Consider the following 23906-nt stretch of genomic DNA (forward strand, 5'->3'; position numbering starts at 1 on the left):
AATAGATGCCCAAGTTTAGGCTATTCTGTTGCTGCAGAGTGGCCGTAAACCAGTGGTCAATCTGCTGCGTGGTCTTCATGGCTTGAAAAGCCGTGAGCGAATACTCAATGACTTCGGGGTCTTGAAGCCAGTTGTAAAAGTGCGCAACATGTTCCTTTTGTAAAGGCGCTAGCTTGACCATTGTCTTATGCCATCGTTTACTTGCCGTAGTAGTGGGCAGGGGCTAAAAGTAAGCAGGGCGCTAACTCAAATAGCGCCTTTTAGACCAAGCTTTTAACCGAGGGCAAGGATACTACTCTACCTGAGCTGTTGATTAGGCATCAGTACCGGCGATGGGTAGCAACACTGGAAGGGCTTGGGGCTTAATCATAAAAGTGAGGTAGAAAACAGTCCGACCATGCTTTTCCATCTGGCAGGCAATCCGCAAGTCAGTGGTGGCATTAATCTGCTCTATCGCCGCCTCTAATACGTGCTTGCGGAAAGAGGTGAAACCCTGCTGCTTTTCGTGCCCCTGCTCATCGATCAGTCCCAGCATCTGCTTGAAGTCGGTTACCGTGAAGGTGGGGGTGCGGCCCTTGGCCTTATAACGGCAGCACAGCGCATAAATTCGCTTAGTGTGCTTGCTGGGAAGCTGCAGAAACGCCCGCAAGCTGGTAGCAGGAATCAAGCCGCGCAGTTCGAGTAGATAGGGGATGCCGGTCCGGACGAGTTTGATTTGCAGTAGGCCCTGTCCCGGCACGGAGCGGATGCGGTCAAAAAGGCGCAGCGGTTGGTACTGGTCCTGCTTGCCCCGGATGGTCAGCGGTTGAGCCACCAACTCGGCAGCCGCGGCGGCCACGTAACTGTAGTTATGCTTTTTGCCCGCCGCTGCGGAAAAGCCACTAAGCCACAGCTCCACCGAGCGGGCGGCAGTCGCTTCTTCCAGTATGGAAAGTAGGTAAAACAACAGGTCGAGCTGTAAACCGGTGTAGGCAAAGCGGGCCGTGGTCAGGTCCGGGAGCCAAGTGGTGGGCAGTACCCGGGGAGGGGCAGTTGCGCGTCGGGCAGCGGGCCGCCGGAGGGGGTGACGGGGCATATGGCTGGCGGTAGGAAACAGGGAACGAGCGTGATGAGTGGGCTAACCCCCGAAATTTAAGGGTGTTTCAAGTGAAATAGCATTCCTGCTGGTAATACTGGTAATACTGGTAATACTGGTAATATGGGTAATATAAGTAACATTGGTACGATGAGTAACATGGGTAACACCGAATTACGTATGTTTGTGCTATGAGCAAGATTCTGGCGTTTACGAATCAAAAAGGCGGAGTTGGCAAAACTACGTCCACGGCCAATGTCGGGGCGGGCCTCGCCCGTGCCGGCCAGCGGGTGCTGCTGGTAGACTTAGACCCCCAAGCCAACCTGACCAAGGGCTTGGGTTTAGTCGATGCTGAGCACACCGTGTACGGGGCGCTGCTGGGCGAGTACAAGCTTAAGGCTTACTCGCTGCACAATAACCTGGCCTTGGTCGCCGGCTCGTCGGCCCTATCTGGTTTTGAGAAAGTGAAAGGCGACGAGCTGGACCGCGAGTTTTTACTCAAGGAGTTGCTCGAACCAGTGGGCGAGCGGTGTGATTATATTTTGCTGGACTGCCCGCCGGCCCTGGGTCTGGTTACGCTGAATGCTTATGCCTGCGCCCAAGCTCTCTACGTGCCGCTCGAAGCCCAGATGTACGCTGCCGATGGCCTGGAAAAAGTGCTGGAGCTGGTCGGCCGGGTGCGGCGGCGGCTGAACCCGGACCTGTCGGTGGGCGGCATTTTCTTCACCCGCCACGATGGCCGCAAAATACTGCGCCGCGAAACGGCGGAGGAGCTCCGGGCACTGTATCCGGGGCTGGTGCTGACCAGCTTCATCCGCGAGAGCATTGCCCTGGGCGAAGCGCCGCACCTGGGCCAGGACATTTTTACTTACGCTCCGCAGAGTGCCGGGGCCGCTGACTACCAGGCGCTGGTTGCTGAAATTCTCACCCGCTAATCCGTTCGCTTCCCATGGCCAAGACCTTCAAAAACCTTCCCCGCCCCAGCGAGCAGACTGCGCCCAAGCCGACGTCCGAACGCGACTTTTTCGACCTGAGCGATGACACCGATCCAGTGAAAAAGCCCATTATGAGCCCAAAATCGGCTCGTAATACCGGTAACACTGGTAACAGTGGTGATACTGGTAACACTAGTAACACTGCAGACGGGGCAACCCCGGTTCCTGCTCCTGCCACTGTTTCCGTCGCTGCCAGTAAGGCGCCGGCTAGTGCGCGGCAAACATTCGTCCTGAGCCGGGACCACTTGGAGCAGCTGCGCGACTACGTTCACGCCCGTCGGGCCCAGGGCGACTATACCTACTCGCAGAAGCAGGCGCTACAGGAAGCGTTGGATTTACTCTTTGCCGGCGTTCCCCCAACCGCACCGCGCCCGGCTGAGGCCCGGGAGCAGGAGCAGCAGCGCCGGCAGCGCATCCAGCAGGGGCAGCGGGGCAACAGCGGAAAGTAAGCCGGCAAGGCGCGGGCGGCTAGACGCCGAATAGCTTGGCCGTGTACGCGCCAACGTTTTCCAACTCATGATTAGCGGCCCGCAGCTGAATCTTGTGCAGCTGCCGTGTCGGCCAGCGAGTGCAGTCAGGCGCTCAATCTCACGCCGCTTGCTCATGCCGCCATCGCCTGACGCAAACTATTGATGTCGACGGTAGCCAGCGACACCGGATACTCCAACCCCGACATGTGCACCACCTGGTGGGCCCAAGCAGCTAAATCGTGTGCGTAGATGACGGGCCGGTCGGCCGCATCGTGGTAGACGGTCTTACCTAGCAGGAAGGCCTCTACACTGGCGCGTAGCGGCGCCGGGATATTCTCTAGGGCTGTGTCCCGCGGATCGGTCAGTAAGTGCGTCAGATAGGCTCTAAGCGCGCGGTAAGCTTCCTGGTTGTGGGTGGTCATAGCAGGGGAGAAGACCCACAACTAAGCGGGTTTGGCTGGGGATTTTAGCCCGAGGACAGTTAGCAGCAAGCCCGCCGGGTTCTTATTGGCCTTTATCTTGTCGGTTTTGAGGCGGTACATAAATTTGAACAGCTCATCTACGAGGTTCTCATCCCCGATGATCTGGGCAACCAGCTTCGGGTCTTTGATGCTAAGCGACTCCAGATGCCGGCGTGCCATCAGAATTTTGGCCTGCTCCGGTGATTCGTCGAATGGAATTGGCAGCTGCTTGGGCTGCTGCTTGGTTACGTAGAAGCGCACGGCATGAAAAGAACGCCCCTTTTTGAGCAGGGTGTAGCCGATCTTGAGCTCCGTATTTTCGTTGATCTGGCGCACGGCAATGTCGAGGACCTTGGCCTTCAGATCGCTAATGCGCTGAAACTGCTCCGGCTCTTTTCCCTTTGGATCCTTGAGTCGAAGCATGAGCTTGAACTCGTCCAAGTCGTAGGTCTTCGTCTCCCCGATATCCTTCCATTGCGAAGCCATCTGGTAGATACGCTTGGCATACTTGCTCGAGATCTTTAAGGCCGAAAACAGCTGGAAAGAGGTGAAGTTATTCTTCAACTCGAACAGATAAGGACGAATATCCTCCGAGAGGCGAATTCGCAGGAAGCCTTGACCTTTGACATATTCCACCTTCTGAAACATCCACAGCTGCACGTACGATTGGTCGTTCTCCACTTCGAACATGCGGGACCCCATGGACTCAGTCGCTTCCCGTAGCTGCTTGTAGTGCCACTCGCGCCCAGTCATGGCCACTACCTCGTTCATATGGATCTGATACTCCTGGTTGGGCTGATCTTCCCGCCGTAGTTTGGAGAGCACGAAGAAAAGCAGGTCCAGTTGGCAGGCCGTGTAATCGTAGCGAGCCGTGGTGATGGCATTGTGCTGCCTGACTTCCAGTGATTCAGATGGATCCATAGCGAAAAGAGATAGAAAGCAAATATAGCTAATCGGCTAAAAACTACAATGCTTATCACAAGTCGTTTTTAACTGATAAAAAGTCGTTTTTAACGGGTGGGTTGACTGATAAAAAGTCGTTTTTAACTGATAAAAGGTAGTTTTTAACTGATAAAAAGTCGTTTTTAACTGATAAAAGGTAGTTTATAATGAGGATATATTACAGACGTGCAGCGAGTTATGAGCTCTGCAAATAGACAAATACCTAAAAATACACAAGTTGTTGATTCGCACGCGAGCCCGAAAAGTAGCTTTTAAGGTATGGGTACATAACTCCAACTCAGGCGGGAAAGCAGCAAAACAGAAAGCACAAAGAAGTTCAAAACCGGATTATGTGATTGCACTATTTTAATACTTAATTATACTTAATTGAGTGATTTGATATACTCCTTATGAATTTGGGGAAACAGCAGAGTATGTGCTCCAGGCAGCTACTTGCCGATTCTAACGCAATTGCTCTCCAGCGGCTCTACAGCAGGTTCTGGTCAACTGCCATACGCTTACGACGACTTTTTATCAGTCATTCTTTGTTCCAGTACCTCACGCCTGTCGGTTTAGGCATATGCAACGCTTCTACGCGAGGTAAACTAAGGCGTACACTGATAAAAAGCCGTTTTTCACGAGGACTTTTACGTGTCACTTATCGCTGTCAGACTTTACACCCTGCTTGCAAATCGCTGAACCCACCCACGCGTAGTCACAGCGTCCATACATTGCTTCTATGAACACGCGCCTGATTCGGATAGGAAACTCCCAAGGGATTATACTGCCCAAAAAGCTATTGCAGCAGTACCAACTCGCGGGCGAGGTCAACCTGCAGCCTACGCCAGAGGGGGTGCTCATTACGTCCGTTACTAAGCTCCCCCGTCAGGGCTGGGACGAACGATTTCAGCACTCTGCCGCCCAGGGTCAGGTACCGGAAAACGAATTGCTGGAGGCATTCTCGGACGAAGTCTTTGAGGAAACGGAGTGGCAGTGGTAACCACACTGGGTCAGCAGATGTGCTTATCAACTCTGATTCAAAGAAGCGCCGTTGAGGCGCTGACCCGCACATGGAGTGATTACTCATGTCCGCCTTTCCGGGTAGACTATAACTTCCTATGAAAGGGGAGTAAACTTCAGGTTGATAACCTCCAACTAGTAAACAAATCACCGCTGATTTGCCGCTCGTGTAGTTGCCCAACCCCACCGTGCATGAAGTTTATGACCGGTTTCGGAAACCGTATTAGTACTAAATTTCAGTTGTATAAACGAACCGATTATTCGCTTATATAGCCTCCCTTAGCGGACTCTATAAGTTTGATTTTTGGTAGCTTGGTTGCTCATTGCCCGACTAGGGCTACTGTTCGCAGAGCAGGATGGAACAGCTGGCTTTCCGTGCGGAAGATCCGAACAGCAATCTAGCTAAGCGGTGGCCCAGATGGCCACCGTATCGCCATAGCTCGTAGCCACGTCACAAGCTACTAAGGCAGCCAACATGTCATATAATCACTTCGGACCGGCTGCATCCAATAGCAGGCTAGTAGCCGATGCTCGCCCACCAATATGGGTTAAGATAACCCAGGGTGGGGGTACAATCAGGAAGGTGGGAAGAAGCACATTAGAATCAACCATGCAGGGGTGAACGTGATAGTAGAAATGCTGCTTACACGATCCTAAGCAGACCAATTTGCAGACCTAGCTTGCCGGCCAAGTACCGGTTAAAGTAGGCGCCCATTCATCGGGAAAAGCCAGGCGAGCCAAGCCGGTGGAACCAACGTGAACGCAGATGCGTGGACAGTAACTGTTTCCTGAGTATTCGGATTGCTGGAAGGGAGACACGCGTCAAGAACCCCGACTGGATGAGTGAGAGAACCGGATAGCCAACCCAGCTAACCGTTAACTCCCCCTAGCGCCTTGGATAGCTTTCTCTGCCAAAACATGACTTCCATACTCGTCCTTACACTGGTTTCTGAAAGAGCGAAAACTAGGTTATTCTGATCATTGCGCTTCATGGTGAATCTGACTAACTCCTTTTGACTCTCATTGGAGTAGGGTGCTGATGGGATACTTGCCTAACCAGAAGTTTTTCAGGCTTACGGCTCAACAGCGCAGACAATTTAATCCCTAGTTGTAACCTAGCCTCGTTCTTTCCCGTCTGTTCAATGGCTCCTGACGCTTGATTTAGCCAGCCATGTTAATGGCGGCAAAAACCTATGGTTTCTGCGCCATTAACGGCTGGCTTTGGCTCCTGTCGTCGCCAAAGACCTAGCCCCCCTGTTCTGCTATGGATGCTCCTATGATTCCTGATGAGCCCCGGCCCAAGCGTAATGGCGGCCGCCCCCGCAACCCGGAGGCCCGGCCAGACCGGGCTACGGTGCGCTTTACTAAAATTGAATACTTGGCGGTAAAGCGGCGGGCGCAGTCGGCGCGGCTAACGGTAGCAGAATACTGCCGCCAGGCCGTGCTTACCGGCCAGGTGCTGCCCACGCCGGACCCGGCCGCGCTGCCGGCCTTGCATGAGTTGCGGGCGCTGGGTAATACGCTGAATCAACTGGTGAAGAAGGCGCACGCGGATGGGGTGCGAAGCATCGCAGTCAAGGCCGATGCCCTGCTCGATGAGCTTAACAAACTACTCGCGGTATGATTGGCAAGACCATCATCGGGCGCAGCTTCGGGGGCTGCGTCGCGTACCAGTTCAAGAAGCTCGACCAGGGCGAAGGTGAGGTGCTGCTGAGCCGGGGGGTGCGGGATTATGACGCCGCAGCCATGACCCAGGATTTTGAGCAGCAGCGCCAGCTTAATCCCGCGCTGGGGCGAGCGGTGTGGCACACATCCATCTCATTTCCTCCAGAAGAAAAGGAACAGTTAACCAATGACAAAATGGCGGCTATCGCCTTGGATTACCTGGAAGGAATGGGGCTCGCCAAGGGGCAGTACGCGGTGATTCGCCACAACGACCGGCCCCACCCGCATTTTCACATCGTAGCAAACCGGGTAGCGGACGACGGCCACACGGTGGGAGATGGTCACAACTACTCTCGCAGTGAAACGCTGCTGCGGGAGCTGGAGCAGAAGTATGAGTTGACCCCGGTTATGAGCTTGGAAAAACGCAAAAACCTGACCAACGTGCCCGCCCACGACCAGGCTCGCATCCGGCTGCGGGAAGCGGTGCAGGCGTGCGCCCGACAGGCCAAGAGTTTGCCCGAGTTTACCCACGCAGTGGAAGCACAGGGCATCACGGCGCAACTGCACTACAACGCCACTGGGAAGGCGACGGGCATCAGCTTTGAGCAGGACGGGCAACGGTTCAAAGGAAGCCAGCTGGCGCGTCCGATGTCGTTGGCGGGCCTAACCAAGACGTTTGAACAGAATGAGCAGCAAGCACAGCGACAGCAACTTTCCCAACAGGCAACGCCGCGCCCCCAGTCGTCTGACCATGGCTTGGGCTATTAACCAGTAAGCAGCAATCATCTACCCCTTCCTTATGAATAACGAACTCATTGGTGAACTCCTGCAGGGCCTGACCGACGACGTGGCTAGCGTTAAAAAAAGTCTGGCGGAGCAGCAGTCCTCAGTAGACTACGGTCCGAGTATTGAACGGATGGCAACCATGGTGCTGGCCATGCAGGAGACGGTGGCCCGGCCGGCTGCCCCCGTGAATCCGTCCCCGGTGGGGGTGAGCAAGGAGTTGGAGAAGCAGCTGCGGCAAGCGGTGGCAGAGGAGGTGCAGCGGCACCACCCGGACCGGCCGTTGACGCAGGCCGTGCGGTATGGAGTCTGGGTATTAGTGGGCGTGCTGGCATTGCTCTTTTTGAGTTGGTGGGGGTGGTGGAACGCGGCGGCCGTGCGCGACCAGCGCGAGCGCAGCGCGTGGTTGTGGCGCGAGACCATGCAAACCAATCCTACTTATACCGCGTCCGTGACCGCACGCTGGCGGCAGGACTCGGTCAAGTTTCAGGAAGAAACCATTCGCCTCGAAGAACGCGAACGTTTGCTACTGGAAGCGCAGCGAAAGCGGGCGGAGGCGGTGGTACTGGAAAAGGAGGCAACTTCTACAAAGACCAAAAACTAGGTATAGAGTGCTTCGAGATAAGGCGAAATACCGAGCTTGCCGGGAGGCAAAGCTGCGCGATTAAAAATGGTCTAGAAACGCTCTGAAAGTGGTTTGAGTGGCTTCTATAGCGTATCTTGTAGGATGGGACAACCCTTCAAAAAGCCGTCGTTTTGGCCCGAGAGTGGCCCACCGTTTACGCGCTATAATGAGTTGGACACTTTCCTGCGCATGTCCAGCTTCGCGTGGCACGCGGAGCTGGCGTGCCGCAAGTGGCTGGAACGGGGCGTAACCTTGCCGGGCGGGCTCAACACGCCGAAAACCACGGCGTGGATGTCGCTGCTGAGCTACGTAAATCCCCCGCTGGATGCGGGCCAGGAGTTCGGCATCTCACCGGAGAACGAGCCCGAGGTTTCCATCCTGCGCGCGTACCAGCTGCTGTTGACGGGCCTGAGTATGGCGCAGGTTGCGGAGCGCATGGAAGCGCATCCCCTGCCGGATAATCTGACGGACTTTCTTATTAGCGGCTAGGTATGCCTTTTCCCTCCCCACTGCCCCGAAAAGCTAACCGGTCGCAGTAGCCTAGTCGGCCCAGCTCAGGGCTATTTAACGGGCGATTCAAGAAAGTACTCTATTTTACATATTGTAAACGAACGTTTACAATATGTAAAATAGAGTACCTTGGGAGACTTTTCTTCCCTTTGGTTCGCTTCCCATGACGCCCACCCGCCGCTACACTCCTTATTATAGAGTCTCGACTCAGAAGCAGGGCAGCTCGGGTTTGGGCCTGGAAGCCCAGCGGGCCGCCGTGCTCGCTTTCGTGCCGGACCCGGCCCAGCTTGGCACCGAGTACGTGGAAATTGAGAGCGGCAAGAAGAACCAGCGGCCGCAGCTGCTGGCCGCCATCGATGAGGCCCGGCGTGTAGGCGCGACGCTCCTCATTGCCAAGCTCGACCGGCTGAGCCGTAATGCGGGCTTCATCTTTGCCCTGCGCGATTCGGGCGTGGACTTTGTCTGCTGCGATATGCCCGACGCCAATACGCTGACTGTGGGCCTGTTCGCCGTCATTGCCCAGCACGAGCGCGAGACTATCTCCAAGCGCACCAAGGACGCGCTGGCAGCCAAGAAGGCCCGCGGCGTCAAGCTGGGCAGCCCGGCCAATTTTACGCCGGCTGTTATCGCCCAGGGCCAGGCGGCTATGCAGGCGAACGCCCGCGAGCACCAGGCCAACCGCCAGGCCGCACGACTCGCTGAGCTACTCCGCGCCAGGGGACATACTCTCTGGCAGATTGCGGCCGAACTCAATCAGGCCGGATACCGCACGCGGCGCGGCAGAGCGTTTCATGCCACGACCGTGCAGCGCCTGTTACCAACTGCTGACTCTGCACGTGCCTGAACAGCAGACAGAAGTTGCCCCATTGAACAAAAAGCTTTAACTTTGCGCAATACAAAGTGTATACACTTTGTATGTGCAGCCAACATGGCAATGACACCCTTACTTAATTGGTGTAGCAGCCTTGAATTTGACTTTTCGCTTTTTATGGCTTATCTTTGCTGGAAGTATATATACTTCCAGATTCTTAAGCATGCTCAATCGCTGCTATGGCTGGTAAATCACGGTTTGTTATTGCAGAATCCCGGATACGGGCGTTCTTTAAGCAGCACCTCAAGAAGGCCTTTACCAAGCGGCAGCTGATTGCCGTGTTGGAGCAACAACGGGCGACCTGGAACATTGCGCCGACCACCACGGAGGAAAAGCTGATTGACCAGTTGCTGGCCAAAGAGGTGCTCCAGAAGATAAAGCTGGAGTCCGATGGGTACTTGCCCTCGAAAGAACTCTATGTGCAGGATGAGTTTTCAGTGTTGCACATCGCCACGGCGTTGGCCCCCCGAGCCTACCTGTCGCATTACTCGGCCGTGTGGGTGAACGGCTTAACCACGCAGGTACCGAAGATTATCTACGTGACGTTTGAGCAAACCAAAAAGCCCCAGCGGGAGGCATCCCTGACGCAGGCTGGCATTGACGCGGCTTTTGCCAAGCCCCAGCGCCGCACCACGGCCAGCATCCGCTACGGGGACTTCACGTTTATGGTGCTCAACGGCGGGTTTACGAACCGCTTAGGCGTGCATCAACTGGACGGCATTCCCACCACCAACGTGGAGCGCACCCTGCTCGACAGCACTGTGAGGCCCGGCTACGCGGGTGGCGTTTCCGCCGTCCTGGAGGCCTATCGAAATGCCCAGGGCAAGCTCTCGCTGAATAAGCTGGTAGCGACGCTCGATTCCCTGGATTTCATCTACCCCTACTTCCAGGCAGTGGGCTTCTATCTGGAGCGCGCCGGCTACCAGGGCAAGAAATTAGAAGAGTTGCGGGAGCGCCCGAAGGCGTTCGACTTCTACCTGACCTACGACATGGAGGAGAAGGATTATTCAGCCGACTGGCGACTTTACTTCCCTAAGGGACTGTAATTCCTTCAAAGGCATCCAGCACGTAGTCGAAATAGAAGTCAAAATCCTGCACTTCTTCTGTTTGGGAAACTGTCGCCCGGACGTTTTCCCAGTCGTCGCGGTGCAGAGCCTTATGGTGGCGCATCTGCTGTAGAAACGACAGCGGCACACGCTTGGCGTCGAAGACGTGTTGCAGCAGGGCAATGCGCTCGGCGGAGCGGCAGCTTACCCCCTGGGATTCCATGATTAAGTGAATGTCATAAAAGTCCCGGGCCCGGGCCCGGGGAGTATGGGAAGGAATTATTTCGGCGTACTGGGGCAGCTGCTGGCAAATGGCCCGGACTTTCTCGAAAACAATCATCTCCGGCGTGTACACATAGACCGTGTAGCCATCCACGGTAATAGGCTGCTTGCTGCCTTCACCCATGTACTCGAACTTGCTGAACTCGATTTGAAACTTGGAGGAATGGTTGGGGCGCAGGGGGATAAAGTTTCGTCGCTGCGCGTTGGGGTTGGCGGCCGGCTGGTCGAACACCTGCTGCTCCACCACTTTGAACTCGACCAGGTAGCCACCCCAGAAGTCCGCTATCCGCGGCTTGGTTTTAGGCTTGAGAACGAAACTGTACTCCAGCACAACATAGCCGTTTTCGGCGTAGGTCTGCACCAGCGTTTTTTCAATTCGGTCACTGATGGCTTGCCGGTCTTCCTGAAAGTCGCCGTCGACCAGCGAGAAGTCCAGGTCAAAGGAAGTGCGCGAAACCGCGCCGTGCTCGTCACTATAAGCCAGATCGATGGCATTGCCCCCTTTGAGCACAATAGCTTCACTAAGCGTGTCATCGGACGCGAGGGCAATAATGGCGAGGCGCTTGATTTTATTGACAACGTCGATATCCATAGTATGGGCTTAGCAGCTGGGTATGCTGCCCAACGCGTTGACAAAATTAACTGACTTCCAGGAGCGCTGCTACCAAATATAGTAACATAGGTAATATAAGTAACATTGGTAATACAACTAGCACCGGCAGACTTGGTTATAGCGAGGTAGCACGATGGCAAACCCCGACATTACAAGCTATTTACAATGCTGGAGACCTAGGCTGCTGACACAATTAGTATGGCAGGTGTAATTCAGAAAATAAACGATTCGTGAATTTATAACTTGCCTCAAGATGGCTTAGAGTAACTTTATCCCCCCATTACTATAAGAAGGCCAATGTGGTCGACAAACAGGCCGACAACCTACTGCAAGCAGAAGTAGCAGCCCTGCGTGCCATGCCGCGCGCGGGCACTTTCGATGCTGTGATTGCTGGCAAACCCATTCGCGGTACTTGGGACCACATCAACATGCCTAACGGCATCCACCAGATTGTATATCGCCTCGAACGGTCGCATTGGATATCCCTCAGCTTGTATTTTAACGGGGTTGAGGTGCTACTCGATGGTAAAGTACAGCTTCTAAACATTCAAGAACTAGGGTATTTTGAGTTATAACCCTCGTTTAGCTTCGTACCGATTCAGTTGCAGGAAACATCCCGCATCCAGCAGCAATCGATGCTTGGTTCGACCCGCTATTATTCAGCTTGCCTGAGCCACCTTAAGTAGCGCATGTAGAAGGGCGACGGCATAGCCAGTCCCCGCGCTATTCTCGCCTGCTAACTCCCTCTAATGAGCGCTCACTCTACCAAGAGACGGTGAAAAGTATTGCCAATACGGACGGTGTATAACCCAGGGGGCAACGTGTTAGTATGCAGGAGGGCAATAGTCGTGTGAGCGGGAACGGGCTGGCGGCGCACTTCGCGCCCGGCCGCATCGAACAGGAGTAAAAAGCGGGGATAAGAGGCGGCCGGCAGCACGATGGTAGCGCTGGTCTTGGTCGGATTCGGATACAGCGTGAAGGAGCGTACACGGGCGGGAGCCGCCGAGGTCACGACAGCCGCCGAGGTGTAGAAGCCAAAGCTCCTTGACACTTTGCTCCCGTCACCCAGCGCTGAGAAGTTGCCACCGACGTAGAGTTGACCAGATAACCCCAGCGCTATTGACCAGACTCCCCCGTTAAGCCCCGAGCCAAGAACTTCCCAGGAAGTAGTGTTCCAGCGGGCAACTTTGAGGGCGTCTATCCCACTTGCCTGTCGAAAAAATCCTCCGGCGTATACCGCACCATCTTCGGCCAAGGCAATGGAAAGAACAGCCCCATTGACGCCGGCGCCCAGCGCGGCCCAGGCCACCCCATTCCAACGGGCCAAGTAAGTCGCTTCTGCCCCGCCGGCCTCTCTAAACTCGCCCCCCACGTACACGTCCCCATTTTTTGCCACCGCCAGTGCGTAAACCGTGTTGTTCACCCCATTGGCCAGGCCGGTGCCCAGGCTGCTCCAGGTGGTGCCGTTCCAGCGGGCCACCCGGTTAGCTGTGCCTGCGCCCGCCCGGAGGAATTCACCTCCGGCGATTACGTCGCCGTTGGGAGCCACGGCCAGGGCCAACACGCTCCCCCTAATACCGGCATCATTCCCCGTCCCCAGCGTGTGCCACGTCGTCCCGTCCCACCGTGCGATGTGGTTCACCAGCAGACCACCCACCCGGGTGAAGCGGCCGCCCATATACACATCCCCGTTGCGAGCCATGGCCAAGGCCGTCACGTCACCACTTTCTGCGCCGTTAGCCGCACCCGTACCCAAGCTGTTCCAGGCGCGCCCATTCCAATGGGCCACTCCATTCGCGGTTACGCGGCCGGCCTGCGTGAAGCCACCGCCCACATACACATCGCCGTTGGCGGCCACGGCCAGCGCGTAGACCACGCTGTTTACGCCGTCGTATTCTTCTGCCCTCAGCGCGCTCCAGTTGGTCCCATCCCAGCGCGCGATGTTGCGGGCCACCACCCCGCCGGCCTGCGTAAATTGCCCGCCGACGTACACGTCCCCATTTGGGGCCACGGCCAGCACATTCAGGGACCCTTTTATCCCATTGGCCACCCCCGTTCGCAACGCCTGCCAACTGTTGCCCGTCCAGCGGGCAACTTTGAGGGCCACGACGCGGCCAGCCTGGGTGAAATTGCCGACGGCGTAAACGCTGCCGTCGCTGCTCGCCCTCAGGGCCATAACGACATCGTCGGCCCCATCGCCGGTACCTGCCCCCATGCTGCTCCAGGTAGTACCATCCCAACGGGCCAAGCGTTTGGCCGGGAGTCCCCCGGCTTGTAAGAACAGCCCCCCTACGTACACATGGCCATTCTGACCCACCGTCAGGGCGTACACAAAGTTACTCACCCCATTGGCCAAACCGGTGCCTAGGCTGCTCCAGGTAGTGCCGTTCCAACGGGCCACCCGGTTAGCCGCAACCACTCCGGCAATGGTGAAGCGCCCGCCAACCAACAAGTCGCCGTTGGGTGCTACCGCCATAGCGTCCACGTCGCTGTTGGTACCGTTCCCTAAGGGTTCCCAAGTGGAGCCATTCCAATGGGCCACGTTGCGGGTCGTCTTCCCATCCGTTGTACTGAAGTAGCCTCCGGCGTACACGTCGTTATTGCCCGCGATGGCCAATGACACGACGGGATTATTCATGCCCGTCCCTGTGCTGGCTCTCACCGCGTTCCACTCACTGCCATTCCAACGGGCGACGGAGCCGGCGGCCCTCCCTTGCGGGAGGGACGTGAAAAACCCGGCGTACACATCGCCATTACTGGCGATGGCAAGGGCTGAGGCGTACGTGTTTATAGTAGTAGGGCCGCCCAGGCTGCTCCAACTCGTGCCGTTCCAGCGGGCCACCCTGTAGCTAGGAAGACCGCCGGCGCTCGTAAAAGAGCCCCCCACGTACACATCGCCGTTCGCGGCGGCAGCCAAGGAAAAGACGGTGTTGCTCACCCCATTGGCGGTGCCTGTGCCGAGTGCGCTCCAACGGGTCCCGTCCCAGCGGGCAATGTGATTAGCTGCCACTCCGTTCACACTGGTAAAGTCCCCGCCAATGAATAGGTCAGTACCCGCCTGTATAACGGCCAGCACCCGACCATTAGGCCCGCTCGGCAAGCCAAAGTCATCCTGCCAGCGCTCATCACCGACCCCAGCTGGGCGAAAGATCGGCTGGCCGCTGGGAGCCGTATGCATGATGAAACGGCGCGCATTAAAGACGCCGGTGGCCCCCGGCCGCAAGGACCCTTCGGCGGTTAAGATGGTGGCCAGGGAACGTGCCGGACTAGACGGGGCGTGGGAGGCAAAAATCAGGGGTTCAGAGGCCGCCATGGCCGGCAAAACAGCCATCACCAGCAGCCATAGAACCGCATGTGCGGACCAATTAAGTACCCTCGTTGTGAGACAAGCAAACGACTCGTAGGTGTGCATCATAACGTGTTAATTTAAGGCGGGCCGTGTTTTCAGCAAAGAGAGATGTGACAGAAATAGAGTTGTGTTCGCAGAGCGAACAACAATAATGCCCTCAATTTACGAGTCAGACCCCAAAGACTTGCCACGAGAAGCCGTCCTTTTCCATTAATCCTTTTTTTGCCCCATGAGCGCTAACTTTCTTACCGCCAGTGACAATGACGCCTTGTGCGCACGCATCCAACAGCTACGGCCGGTTAGCGTCCGTCACTGGGGCAAAATGACGGCCAGCCAAATGGTGGTGCACTGCACCGACCAACTGCGCGTCAGTCGCGGGGAGAAAGTAGTGAGCTCGACGCGCCTGCCCGGTTTTATTAAACCACTGGTGAAGTGGCTGGTCGTATCGCGCCTGAAGGCCTTCAAGCCGGGCATGCGCACGTTAAAAGAACTGGATGCCGAGGCCGGTATGACCTTGCCGACCACCTTCGAAGCGGACCGTGACGTATTGTTGGGCTTGCTGGAGCGCGAAAAATACGGCCCGCAGGGGGTGGAGCATCCCGTGTTCGGTCATCTGACGGCCCAGGAGTTTGGGGAGGTCACCTGGAAGCACCTAGACCACCATTTGCGGCAGTTTGGGGTGTAATAAACCCTTCCTTGATCCGACTGCGGTGTGTCTAAGCCAGTACCCTTTCAGTGAACGATTCAAAGGTCCCGGCGGCTAGAGCTTTCTCGCTCCGTCGCCTACCTGCGCATTACTTTGTCGCCATGTTCATAAACCGCGTGTTCGTTAGTTGTTGCGTAATCCTCCTGACCTCGTGTGGCGAGGATGGTGACGGTGCGAATGGGGTCTATAGCAGTGCGGCGCTCGTGTCGAGCAAAGGCGATACGGTGTTTGTCAAGAGCTACAACTGGGGCATTACTAGTGACAGTCAAATCTCTATAGTCGCCGATAATAACCGTCCCATTGGGTGGGACGACCAAGGTCAGCCGGGCATGGTCAAAGGACTCGACCCCTTCCAGTATCGCTTTGCCCACGACACGCTGACGCTATATACCCGCTCGCCACTCCCACCCTTTGCCATTCGCTGTCCGTCCATCGTGGTCCAGTATCAACTCGTGGACAATTCGCGCTATATGCCCTTCTACGAACCGCTCGGCAACTCCACTTACCATCGCGTGCCAGAGCAACACTAACGCTCCTTTTTTCAAACAGAGCGCGTTTAGCTTCCGACCCTTTGGCTAAACTCCACTTACATAGGGTCCATGAGCATGCTTATGTAGCTGCTGGTGTCGTGGAGGAGGCCTTATGGTAATCACACCACTGCCCTTGTTGGGCTACGGCAAGTAGGTGGCGCACCGGGAAGGAAAATTTTACCAATGCGCGGCGATTGAATACGGCGCGCCACAATGTTTTGAAAATATTGGCCAAATCGGCTTCGCTCATGGCGTACCGCTCGGGGTCGTATCCGCTCATGTCGACGTCAAATTCGTTCATGAAGTCCTCCATGAAGGTGTAGGCGTCCAGCCCGTCGATTTGCAGCTCGTCGAAGATCAGCGTGTCGAGCGACACCGGGCCGTCGCCGCCCGTACGTAGCTGCACGAAGGAGAGCACGGCCTGCTCAAGGGGGGAAGGCGTCATAATGGATTCAAAGATTGGCTCCTTACTTTGAACGGAGCGCGTTTACCTTCTGACCCTTTAAGTAAACCTCCATTTACGGCTTACTGGCCTCGTCAAATGCGCGATTAAAGTCCGCTACCCGTGCTGCGGGCACATGGGTATACATGAGTTGGCAACAACAGCCGGGCAAAACAACTTTTCGGTCGAAGAAGCCCTTCTTTTTCTTTTTCGGCAGGCTTAATGTGGCGTTGGCACCGCACAGCACGGAAATTACACTCTTGTCGGCGTAGACAAACGCCCGCATATTGCCTTCGCCGTACCAATTGGGATTGCTCACCACGTAGCCCGTGGGAAGCCACAACGGCCGAGGTATTGTGTCCCCACAGAAACAGGCCACGGAATACGCCGTGCCATCCGGGGATGGGGTGAGGCCAGCTTGCCCGAAACTGGGAATGGTCCCGAGGCAGGCCATGACAAACGCAGCAGTTGAAAACGGGAGCAGAGCGGACATGAGAGGGTAAGCGAGGAATTGGGGCAGATGCCTTGGCCTTCGATTTACAGTACGAGGACCAACGACCAAACTACTTGGTAAATTTTACGCTCCTTCCACCGAACAGCACCTGTTTACCTTCGGACCGTTTGAATGAACTGTGGGCACCCGGAAGTATTTCATTCAAACCAACAAGAAACTGAAGAAACGGGTGCGTACTCACTAATGCCAACGGCTATTTCTCTGTCTATTTCTCAACTCCTTTTTGGAATAGCGAATCCGAGTCATTTTGCCATTCTCCCATTCCTTGATGATGTTTCCCCACAGCCCCTTACGAAACACAGACCTGAGTTGCCCGCTTTCGTACCAGTATCGACGTATGTAGGTGTGCGGAAAGTGGTTTCCAACATGCCGGCGCTTCCCATTTGGGTAGTAGCTAATATCCTTCCTTGTGGTAGAAATCATTACGAATGGACGTCGGGACTTGAACTTTAGGTGGCCAGTCGAATCATACGAATGATGTGTCGCCACCAGCAGCGCATAGACTGTTCTTTCTGTTAACTGGCCTGCATCGTTGTACTCTTTTACCGTCTTGATCGGGTATAATGGCCCCCACCATTCTGTTAGTGAGCCATTCCTGATTTGAGGCTCTTTCTTCTGAGCACACGCCGCAGAAATGCTCCCAGGCAACAGTCCCACCACGAGGACCAAGAGTAGACAGTAGTTGTTGCGGCGGTTCATTATTCCAAGGTACGTGGGAAACGCTCCTTTCAGCAAACGGAGAGCGTTTACCTTGCCACCGTTTGGCTGAACGCCAGCTGTATCTAGCGGTGTCACCTGTACTGACGGCACGCGCCCGGAAACGCCACCAGTTTGCACGGCCGTCGGAAATGCGTTATCCGTTGCTAAACTCGCCGATGTGCCACAGGATGCCGGAGGGGTCGTGGACGAACCCTTCCTTGCCCCAGGCTTCCTGCCGGATGGGCACGAGGCGGACCCCCTCGAACTGACCGGGCAAGTCCAGGGCCGCCAGTTCGGCCCAGTACTGCGCCACGTCCGCGACTTCCAGAAACAGCATGGTGTTGTCCACCCAGTCCGGCACGTAGGCATCCTGTAGGTAAAAGCTCGCGCCTTGCCGGGAGAAAAGCGACATCGTGGGGGAGAGAACCGTTTCGGTGAACCCGAAGGCGCGGTAGAAACGGCGCGACACGGCGAAGTCTCGGGCGCCGATAAAGGGACGGATGGAAAGGGCGTGCGAAGGCATGGAATTTGAAAGGAAACAAAGACGCTGGCGGCAGTTGATCCGCGTAAAGGGGCAAGATGGGACTTGTTTTCGGAGTAGGCACTCGGCAGGGGCGAGCCACACCTTTTTTGCCATGTAGGCCCACACAGCCCGGTTGAGGAACCCTCACGCGCTTTTGCTGTTCGGACCGGTTAGGTAAACGAAAACCGCTTGATTTGCTAGGCGCTCACCCCTATAACTGCGCTTTTGCCAGCAAGGCGTGGCAGGTGTTCGTCAGCATGCAGTTCATTGCGTTCATCGGACCATGCCCTGGGCGAAAGAATCCCGCGGCCCTTCGCGATGGATTGTGCGCCTTCCTAAACGTGTTGCCAGCTACTGCCAGGCACCCCTGCGGCTCGTGGCGTTGCGTTGGAAGAGGGCGTACGTATAAGTTTGCTTTTCCCCTTGGGGCGTCTCGTGCACTTCGTCCAAGGCACACTGCAGCGCGTAATCGGCCCCCAGCAACGCCGTTAACTCGGCCACCCCATAGGGCTGAACCAGCAAACCGGCATCGGTCAAGGGAGGGCCGGACTGTGGCGCGCGCGCGGCTAACAGGACCCAGCCGTGGGCTAAGACCATGTGGTCCAACAGGCGGCAATACGTCGCCGTCTGGCTGGCGCTCATCAGCCCGTGCAGTAACGCCCGGTCGTGCCAGAACAGCACGGGGTCGAGCAAGGGCAGGTGCTGGGGGGCCGTCACGTCGTCGACCACCCACAGCACCCGCTCCGCTTGCGCGGGCGGCAGTCGGCACCGGTGCTGGTGCAGAGCGGTAGCGCTCAGATCCGTGGCGATTAGGTTTACGTAGCCTTGGGTCAGCAGCTTGTCGAAGAACGGCGAGAGGCCCGACCCTACGTCGACGATGGGCGCATCGAAGGGCAGGTTGGCGTGCGCAAACAGGCGTAAGGAAGCCGCGGCTTGCGGCTGGAACCAACTGGCCTGCTCCGGGCTCCATTGGGCGTAGAGCGTATCACAGTAATTACTCAGGCTGGAAGGAGTCATATGCCCCGCTTACGTGAACTAGTCTTTTGAAGCTAAAGTACTTCGGAAAACGCTCGCCGCCATCCGCTGGAAAGTGATGGCGCTGCCATAGCCGACCCCAGATTCCGCCTGCTGCAGCCAGTAAGCAGGTAGCCCGGACAGGCGAGTCGGCCTGATTACGACGAAGGGAAGGCGCCTTTTGTCTCCGCTGGGCAGCCAGCTACATCAGTCGTGCCGCTTGCTGCGCAGCCACTCCTCCGCTTCGACCACGGCGGAGAAAATCTGGAGCTCCAGCCGGCCCTGCACGGCCGGTGGGAAGGTGCGTGTCAGCACGTCGGTGTGGATATCGGCCTGCACCACATGGGCGATATAGCGCAGCCCCAGCCGCAGCGCATGGGGCAACCATACCCGTTCGAGCCAATCCACCGAATCAAACCAGGGGCCCAGCAGGGCAGAATTGTCGTTGAGCAGGTAGGGGCAGGGCCGCAGGGCGGCGTGGGCCAGATAATTCTCCGCTCCGCGCACGGCCTCCACCGGGTCCACATGCCCGCGCCACGTGGCCCGCAGCCAGCCGGCGGGTTCTTCAAAAGTGAGCGTGCAGCTGCCGCCGTCGGCAGTGGATAACGTATCGGTATGCATGGGCTGGCTTGCGCGGATAAGGGAAAAAGGTGTGGGAGGTAACCTAATTTCCATGCTGTTGGCGTTGGCCCGGTTCAGCTCAGGACAGCCGCTACAACGAAGCGCTGGGTCCCGCTCGCTTTATAGTGGGTGGAACCAGTGCTTGTGCAACTTCCTGTCGGTAGTGCTCAAACCGTTCAACGAGCAATGGTAGCCAAACCTGCACCTGCAAGGTGGTAGCGGTGTAGAAAAGCTCATTCAATGGAACAGAGTTGTGCGCACGCAAGAAGTACTCGGTTAACCAGCCGTGCTAGCTACGGTTCGAAGACGAACAGAGAGTCAGAAAGTGTGGGACCATGGCTTGTGGAAGGGATTAAGGCAATGAGAATCATCGAAACGGGCTTGTCTCAAGCACAGCGGCAATTTGATTTTTCCCAAGCTGAACCGTTATTCTAAAATGGAAAAGCAAACGTCCCAAAATGGTTGTTCATCCCGATATGGGGCATGTTCGCCGAATACATCCTGTTTTGCTTAACTGAAACGATAGTTTTGTTAAACAAAGAGTGGGCATTCCCGTATTTGCTGCACACGTTCACCGTTGTATAGTAACCGTATCATATGAATATACCCCTACTCTCTCGCCTTCAAGCTTTGGCCGGCAAGGGCACCCCGGCGGTTGATAGCAAGCAGGCGCAGCGAGCCGAAAAAACCATTCAGGTCATCCGCCAGGAGTTACCCGAATTGCTGGCCATCGCCGTGATTCAGATTGAAAGTGGGCAAAGCCTGGCCGCATACTCCGCCCTGCCAGCGCTTAAACCGGCCAAGGCGGCCGCCCACAACGCGGAGGTAATCAAGCAGAAACGGCGCGCTATTGCCGCACTGAAGCTGGCCGATGAACGCATTGACGACATTCTGATTTCGCTGACCACGCAGGCTCATCTGCTGCGCGTGAGCCAGGATGGAGCGCGGCTATTCTATCTGGTAGTCGATAACAAGGACACTAACCTGGCCATTGCCCGGGCCATTTTGCAACAACACAGCAGCTAGCTTTTTACACGTTCCCATTTTTCTCTTTCTCCATTTTCTCTTTTCAACTGCATGGCTTACTCTACTACTAACTCCGCCGGCAAGGCTGTTCAGAACATCCTCGACGAGTTGCCCCAGCTGCTGGCCATTGCCATCGTAGATGCCCAATCGGGCATGGTGCTGGCCTCGCACTCCAATTCGCCCGCGCTCAATCCGGAAACCGCGGCCGCCTACAACACCGAAGTGGTGAAGCAGAAGCAGAAGGCGATGGCAGCACTCAAGCTTTCGGGCGAAGCAATTGATGACATCCTTATTACGCTCACCAACCAAATCCACCTGATTAACCTGATCGACGGGGGTAAAAAATTCATCTACCTGGCCGTAAACACCCGCGATACCAACCTGGCCATTGCCCGCGACGTGCTCCGTCAGCAAGTCGACCTGCTCAAGTAAAGACCGGCGAGGCCGGCTCCCTTTTCGCGAGCCGGCTCCGGGTTTTGCCGCGCGGCATGGCGTTGCTTCTAGTGCCTATTCCTCGTTTTCACAGATAGCACCTACTCGTCGTGGCTGAGCAGAGGGTGTTGTCTCACTCATCCTCCCCTACTTCTATCCTATGCAACTCACCGCTTCTCCTTTTGATTCGACTACAGGGGCGCTGCTGCCCGTGTACCGGGATGCTTACCTGCGCGGCGATTTATCGCGCCCCAACACCCAGGCCGTAGAGGCCTACCTGAAAGCCAACCGGCAGCTGGGCGACGAAACGCTGCTGCGCTTCCACGACATGCAGCACCAGGGCGAATCGGTAAAACCGATCGGCTGGGTGGGCCGGCAGCTGGACGCTATCCGCACGGAGCCGCAGCGGTTCCGGCGGCGGGCGGCTACATTGGTAGCAGGGGCGGCCCTGGTGGCCGGCGCTTCGATGGCGGCCGTGAACCTGCCGGAAGCCAACCTGCCCACGGAGGTGCCCACCGTGTCCGAGACCGTGATGGCCTCCGTGTCAAGCGCGGACGCATCCGCTTCCACCCTGCGCATGGTCACGGTGCGGGGACGCATTCTGGATGAAAACGGCCACCCACTGGTGGGGGCTACCGTTATCAACAAAACCACGGGCCGGGGCGCGGGCACCGATGCCAACGGCAACTATACGCTGGTGCTGCCCGCCAGCCAGGCCCAGCAGCTACAGTATGGGTATGGGGGCTACGCGGAGGAAGACGTAACGTTGCAGGGCCGCTATACGCAGAATGTGACGTTGTTGCCAACGAAGCTGCTCACGGCGAAAGCCTCCCCAAAGCATCGTCGCTGGTGGCTGTTCTAGCCCGCTACTAACCAGCCGAGGCAAGCTCCCCGGATACAACCCGTACCGCTACAAGCGGGGCCGAGCCGTATCCGGGGAGCTTTTCTGTACCTTGCTCCGTGCGTTGCCCGAGAGTTACCCGGCAGCGGCCACAGGTCTGGCTTTATATAATGTATGGCTCAGTATCTAATTGGTGATTTAGCGCAGATTACGGGCATAAAAGCGCACACGATCCGTACCTGGGAACTACGCTACGGCCTGCTGACTCCCCGCCGGACGGCCAACAACCTGCGCCATTACGACGACGACGATCTGCACCGGTTACTGCACGTCGCCTCGCTTTGTGGCCACGGCTGGCGCATCTCGCGGGTGATGCAGCTCAGCGAAACAGAAAGAACCCAGGCCGCGGCGCAGCTACAGGCCACGGTATCCACATCTTTCGCCGCCCGCCTCAATGCCCTGATGACGGCCATGCTTGATCTGGATGAGCCCCGGCTGCATTACCTGCTAACGGACGCTATCAATGACCAGGGCCTGGAGCCGGTCATGGTACACCTGGTGTACCCGCTGTTGCAGCGGATCGGGCTGGCCTGGCAAACCGGGGCCCTCAATATTGCCCAGGAGCATTTGCTCTCGCAACTGGTCCGGCAAAAGATGCTGGCCGCGCTCGACGCGTTGCCCTCCTACCCGCCGGCGGGCGCGGCCCGGTGGCTGTTGTTTCTGCCCGAAGGCGAAGAACACGAGCTGGCGCTACTGTTTATGGCCTACGGGCTGCGCCGGCGGGGGCAACAGGTGCTGTACCTGGGCCAGAGCATGCCGTTGCCCGATGTAGGGGCCGCCTGCGCGTCGTTTAAGCCCGGTATTGTGCTTACGGTCCTGACGGCCGGCATGATGCCGGAGCGCGTAGGTGAATTCGGGCAGACGTTGCGGGCGCTCTGTCCCGGCTGTCAGCTGCTGTTCTGTGGTTCGCTGGCCCGGCACCTGAGCACGCAACTGCCGCCTGGGGCCGAGTACATAAGCCGGATCACGGATGTTCTGGAGCACTTGGATGCCGGCCGGGTCTGGTAGTCCGGTTGAGTCCGCTAGCCTTCGGAGCGCATTAAAAGTGGGGGCAGTCGGGGAATATTCAAGGCAGCGGGGCGAGGGAGGGCTAATTGGCTCATCACTTTCCTCACTCCCCCAAACCTTGCTTTTTTACGCCTGCAAAAGGGTGGGGCAACAACTTGGCGGTGGAGGCCCCTAGGCCCTTAGGTCCGTTGCCTGGCCAGCCAGCCCAAGGCAGCTACTTCGTCGGTGAACCACCCCATCCGTACGCCGTGAACAAAGCCATTCTGCAACTGTCCGTAGCCCAGCGCCGGCAAGCCGATCCACACCGGCTCCGGGACCAGGAAGCAAAGGCAAGTCCCCGGCCCCAGCTCCCGTGAGAGACGGGGAAAGTACTCGTCCCGCATCCAGTCGTGGAGGGCCTGGGGCTGTGCTTGCTGGTGCGAGCGGCCGTCCAGGAGCCAGTACCGGCAGGCGTAGTGGCGGGCCGTGGCCAGCAGCAGCTCGCAGGTCTCCGTAATTTCTTCCGCGCTAAGCCGGCGGCTGTTGGAACCCCGCAGCAAGGGCGGGCACGGCTCATACGTAATGGCGTAGTGGGCTAAAGTAGATAAGGATAACTCTTTCATCTCCGGCTTCATGCGCTACAAGGTAGCAACCGCGGATTACAAGCCAAAGCCGGAGCTTGACGCAGGGGACGCGTAAGAGCGAGAATAGCAATGACCGGTTGCCTAGTATCTTATAGCCGGATAGGGCACGATAATCGGGCTCTTATCGTACCCTATAGCAAAGACGATAGCTGTTTAAATC

28 protein-coding genes are annotated in these 23906 nt (G+C 56.9%); 16 read left to right on the top strand and 12 right to left on the bottom strand.

Annotation, left to right across the window (positions count from 1 at the left end):
• Both HW554_RS20430 and HW554_RS17975 read right to left on the bottom strand, forming a co-directional pair.
• Positions 1-181 (bottom strand): GNAT family protein (locus tag HW554_RS20430; RefSeq protein ID WP_218134778.1); only part of this gene is annotated, 181 nt, incomplete at its 3' end.
• A 132-nt stretch (positions 182-313) separates the two neighbouring features.
• Complete coding sequence (locus HW554_RS17975) at positions 314-1075, bottom strand: replication initiation protein (RefSeq protein WP_176909938.1); 762 nt, start codon at positions 1073-1075, stop codon at positions 314-316.
• A gap of 191 nt (positions 1076-1266) precedes the next feature.
• Here HW554_RS17975 and HW554_RS17980 point away from each other — a divergent pair, with 191 nt between their 5' ends.
• Both HW554_RS17980 and HW554_RS17985 read left to right on the top strand, forming a co-directional pair.
• Positions 1267-2010 (top strand): ParA family protein, encoded by a 744-nt coding sequence (locus tag HW554_RS17980; RefSeq protein WP_176909939.1) that lies wholly within the window; start codon positions 1267-1269, stop codon positions 2008-2010.
• A 14-nt stretch (positions 2011-2024) separates the two neighbouring features.
• The gene (locus HW554_RS17985; protein WP_176909940.1) at positions 2025-2519 is read left to right on the top strand and encodes a hypothetical protein; all 495 of its coding nucleotides are present in this window, start codon (positions 2025-2027) and stop codon (positions 2517-2519) included.
• Between the two features lie 152 nt (positions 2520-2671).
• Here HW554_RS17985 and HW554_RS17990 read toward each other — a convergent pair whose 3' ends face one another.
• Both HW554_RS17990 and HW554_RS17995 read right to left on the bottom strand, forming a co-directional pair.
• Complete coding sequence (locus tag HW554_RS17990; protein ID WP_176909941.1) at positions 2672-2962, bottom strand: hypothetical protein; 291 nt, start codon at positions 2960-2962, stop codon at positions 2672-2674.
• Positions 2963-2983: 21 nt separating this feature from the next.
• The gene (locus HW554_RS17995; RefSeq protein WP_176909942.1) at positions 2984-3922 is read right to left on the bottom strand and encodes a replication initiation protein; all 939 of its coding nucleotides are present in this window, start codon (positions 3920-3922) and stop codon (positions 2984-2986) included.
• A 760-nt stretch (positions 3923-4682) separates the two neighbouring features.
• Here HW554_RS17995 and HW554_RS18000 point away from each other — a divergent pair.
• The 7 genes from HW554_RS18000 to HW554_RS18030 all read left to right on the top strand — a co-directional run bounded on the left by HW554_RS18000 (position 4683) and on the right by HW554_RS18030 (position 10463).
• On the top strand, positions 4683-4943 hold the full coding sequence (locus HW554_RS18000; RefSeq protein WP_176909943.1) for an AbrB/MazE/SpoVT family DNA-binding domain-containing protein: 261 nt from the start codon (positions 4683-4685) through the stop codon (positions 4941-4943).
• Between the two features lie 1284 nt (positions 4944-6227).
• Entirely contained in the window at positions 6228-6587 is a 360-nt protein-coding gene (locus HW554_RS18005) for a plasmid mobilization protein (RefSeq protein ID WP_176909944.1), read from the top strand.
• A complete protein-coding gene (locus HW554_RS18010; protein WP_176909945.1) occupies positions 6584-7396 on the top strand; it encodes a relaxase/mobilization nuclease domain-containing protein in 813 nt (270 codons plus the stop codon). Before HW554_RS18005 ends, HW554_RS18010 begins: the two co-directional genes overlap by 4 nt.
• Before the next feature lie 31 nt (positions 7397-7427).
• Positions 7428-8015, top strand: a complete 588-nt coding sequence (locus tag HW554_RS18015) for a hypothetical protein (protein WP_176909946.1) — start codon at positions 7428-7430, stop codon at positions 8013-8015.
• 192 nt (positions 8016-8207) lie between these two features.
• On the top strand, positions 8208-8525 hold the full coding sequence (locus HW554_RS18020; RefSeq protein ID WP_176909947.1) for a hypothetical protein: 318 nt from the start codon (positions 8208-8210) through the stop codon (positions 8523-8525).
• A 184-nt stretch (positions 8526-8709) separates the two neighbouring features.
• Entirely contained in the window at positions 8710-9390 is a 681-nt protein-coding gene (locus tag HW554_RS18025; RefSeq protein WP_176909948.1) for a recombinase family protein, read from the top strand.
• A 206-nt stretch (positions 9391-9596) separates the two neighbouring features.
• Positions 9597-10463 (top strand): type IV toxin-antitoxin system AbiEi family antitoxin domain-containing protein, encoded by an 867-nt coding sequence (locus HW554_RS18030; RefSeq protein WP_176909949.1) that lies wholly within the window; start codon positions 9597-9599, stop codon positions 10461-10463.
• Here HW554_RS18030 and HW554_RS18035 read toward each other — a convergent pair.
• Complete coding sequence (locus HW554_RS18035) at positions 10450-11337, bottom strand: nucleotidyl transferase AbiEii/AbiGii toxin family protein (protein ID WP_176909950.1); 888 nt, start codon at positions 11335-11337, stop codon at positions 10450-10452. The genes HW554_RS18030 and HW554_RS18035 overlap by 14 nt on opposite strands.
• 320 nt (positions 11338-11657) lie before the next feature.
• On the opposite strand from HW554_RS18035, the gene HW554_RS18040 reads away from it, so the two are divergent.
• Entirely contained in the window at positions 11658-11933 is a 276-nt protein-coding gene (locus HW554_RS18040; RefSeq protein ID WP_176909951.1) for a hypothetical protein, read from the top strand.
• 182 nt (positions 11934-12115) lie between these two features.
• Here the strand turns inward: HW554_RS18040 and HW554_RS18045 are convergent, their stop codons facing one another.
• Positions 12116-13996, bottom strand: a complete 1881-nt coding sequence (locus tag HW554_RS18045) for a T9SS type A sorting domain-containing protein (protein WP_176909952.1) — start codon at positions 13994-13996, stop codon at positions 12116-12118.
• A 940-nt stretch (positions 13997-14936) separates the two neighbouring features.
• Here HW554_RS18045 and HW554_RS18050 point away from each other — a divergent pair.
• Together HW554_RS18050 and HW554_RS18055 are read left to right on the top strand one after the other, a co-directional pair.
• Positions 14937-15392 carry a DUF1569 domain-containing protein gene (locus HW554_RS18050; RefSeq protein WP_176909953.1) on the top strand — a complete coding sequence of 152 codons (456 nt, stop codon included), beginning with the start codon at positions 14937-14939 and terminating at the stop codon, positions 15390-15392.
• Between the two features lie 122 nt (positions 15393-15514).
• The gene (locus HW554_RS18055; RefSeq protein ID WP_176909954.1) at positions 15515-15943 is read left to right on the top strand and encodes a hypothetical protein; all 429 of its coding nucleotides are present in this window, start codon (positions 15515-15517) and stop codon (positions 15941-15943) included.
• 79 nt (positions 15944-16022) lie between these two features.
• Here the strand turns inward: HW554_RS18055 and HW554_RS18060 are convergent, their stop codons facing one another.
• From HW554_RS18060 to HW554_RS18080, 5 genes are all read right to left on the bottom strand, one after another.
• The gene (locus HW554_RS18060) at positions 16023-16388 is read right to left on the bottom strand and encodes a DUF1493 family protein (protein WP_088466030.1); all 366 of its coding nucleotides are present in this window, start codon (positions 16386-16388) and stop codon (positions 16023-16025) included.
• A gap of 73 nt (positions 16389-16461) precedes the next feature.
• Complete coding sequence (locus HW554_RS18065) at positions 16462-16878, bottom strand: hypothetical protein (protein WP_088466029.1); 417 nt, start codon at positions 16876-16878, stop codon at positions 16462-16464.
• A gap of 874 nt (positions 16879-17752) precedes the next feature.
• Entirely contained in the window at positions 17753-18121 is a 369-nt protein-coding gene (locus HW554_RS18070) for a VOC family protein (protein ID WP_176909955.1), read from the bottom strand.
• Between the two features lie 351 nt (positions 18122-18472).
• A complete protein-coding gene (locus HW554_RS18075) occupies positions 18473-19138 on the bottom strand; it encodes an SAM-dependent methyltransferase (protein WP_176909956.1) in 666 nt (221 codons plus the stop codon).
• 204 nt (positions 19139-19342) lie between these two features.
• A complete protein-coding gene (locus tag HW554_RS18080; RefSeq protein ID WP_176909957.1) occupies positions 19343-19756 on the bottom strand; it encodes a hypothetical protein in 414 nt (137 codons plus the stop codon).
• Between the two features lie 597 nt (positions 19757-20353).
• On the opposite strand from HW554_RS18080, the gene HW554_RS18085 reads away from it, so the two are divergent.
• From HW554_RS18085 to HW554_RS18100, 4 genes are all read left to right on the top strand, one after another.
• Positions 20354-20782 carry a hypothetical protein gene (locus HW554_RS18085; protein ID WP_246285465.1) on the top strand — a complete coding sequence of 143 codons (429 nt, stop codon included), beginning with the start codon at positions 20354-20356 and terminating at the stop codon, positions 20780-20782.
• Between the two features lie 51 nt (positions 20783-20833).
• Positions 20834-21214 carry a hypothetical protein gene (locus tag HW554_RS18090; RefSeq protein ID WP_176909958.1) on the top strand — a complete coding sequence of 127 codons (381 nt, stop codon included), beginning with the start codon at positions 20834-20836 and terminating at the stop codon, positions 21212-21214.
• Positions 21215-21374: 160 nt separating this feature from the next.
• A complete protein-coding gene (locus HW554_RS18095; protein ID WP_176909959.1) occupies positions 21375-22076 on the top strand; it encodes a carboxypeptidase-like regulatory domain-containing protein in 702 nt (233 codons plus the stop codon).
• 153 nt (positions 22077-22229) lie between these two features.
• Positions 22230-23123, top strand: coding sequence for a MerR family transcriptional regulator (locus tag HW554_RS18100; protein WP_176909960.1), 894 nt, complete (start codon positions 22230-22232; stop codon positions 23121-23123).
• A gap of 179 nt (positions 23124-23302) precedes the next feature.
• Here the strand turns inward: HW554_RS18100 and HW554_RS18105 are convergent, their stop codons facing one another.
• Positions 23303-23725 (bottom strand): hypothetical protein, encoded by a 423-nt coding sequence (locus HW554_RS18105; RefSeq protein WP_176909961.1) that lies wholly within the window; start codon positions 23723-23725, stop codon positions 23303-23305.
• Positions 23726-23906 lie beyond the last annotated feature (181 nt).

Origin of the sequence: Hymenobacter lapidiphilus (assembly GCF_013377885.1) — a bacterium.
In the GTDB taxonomy this organism is placed as follows: Bacteria; Bacteroidota; Bacteroidia; order Cytophagales; family Hymenobacteraceae; genus Hymenobacter; species Hymenobacter lapidiphilus.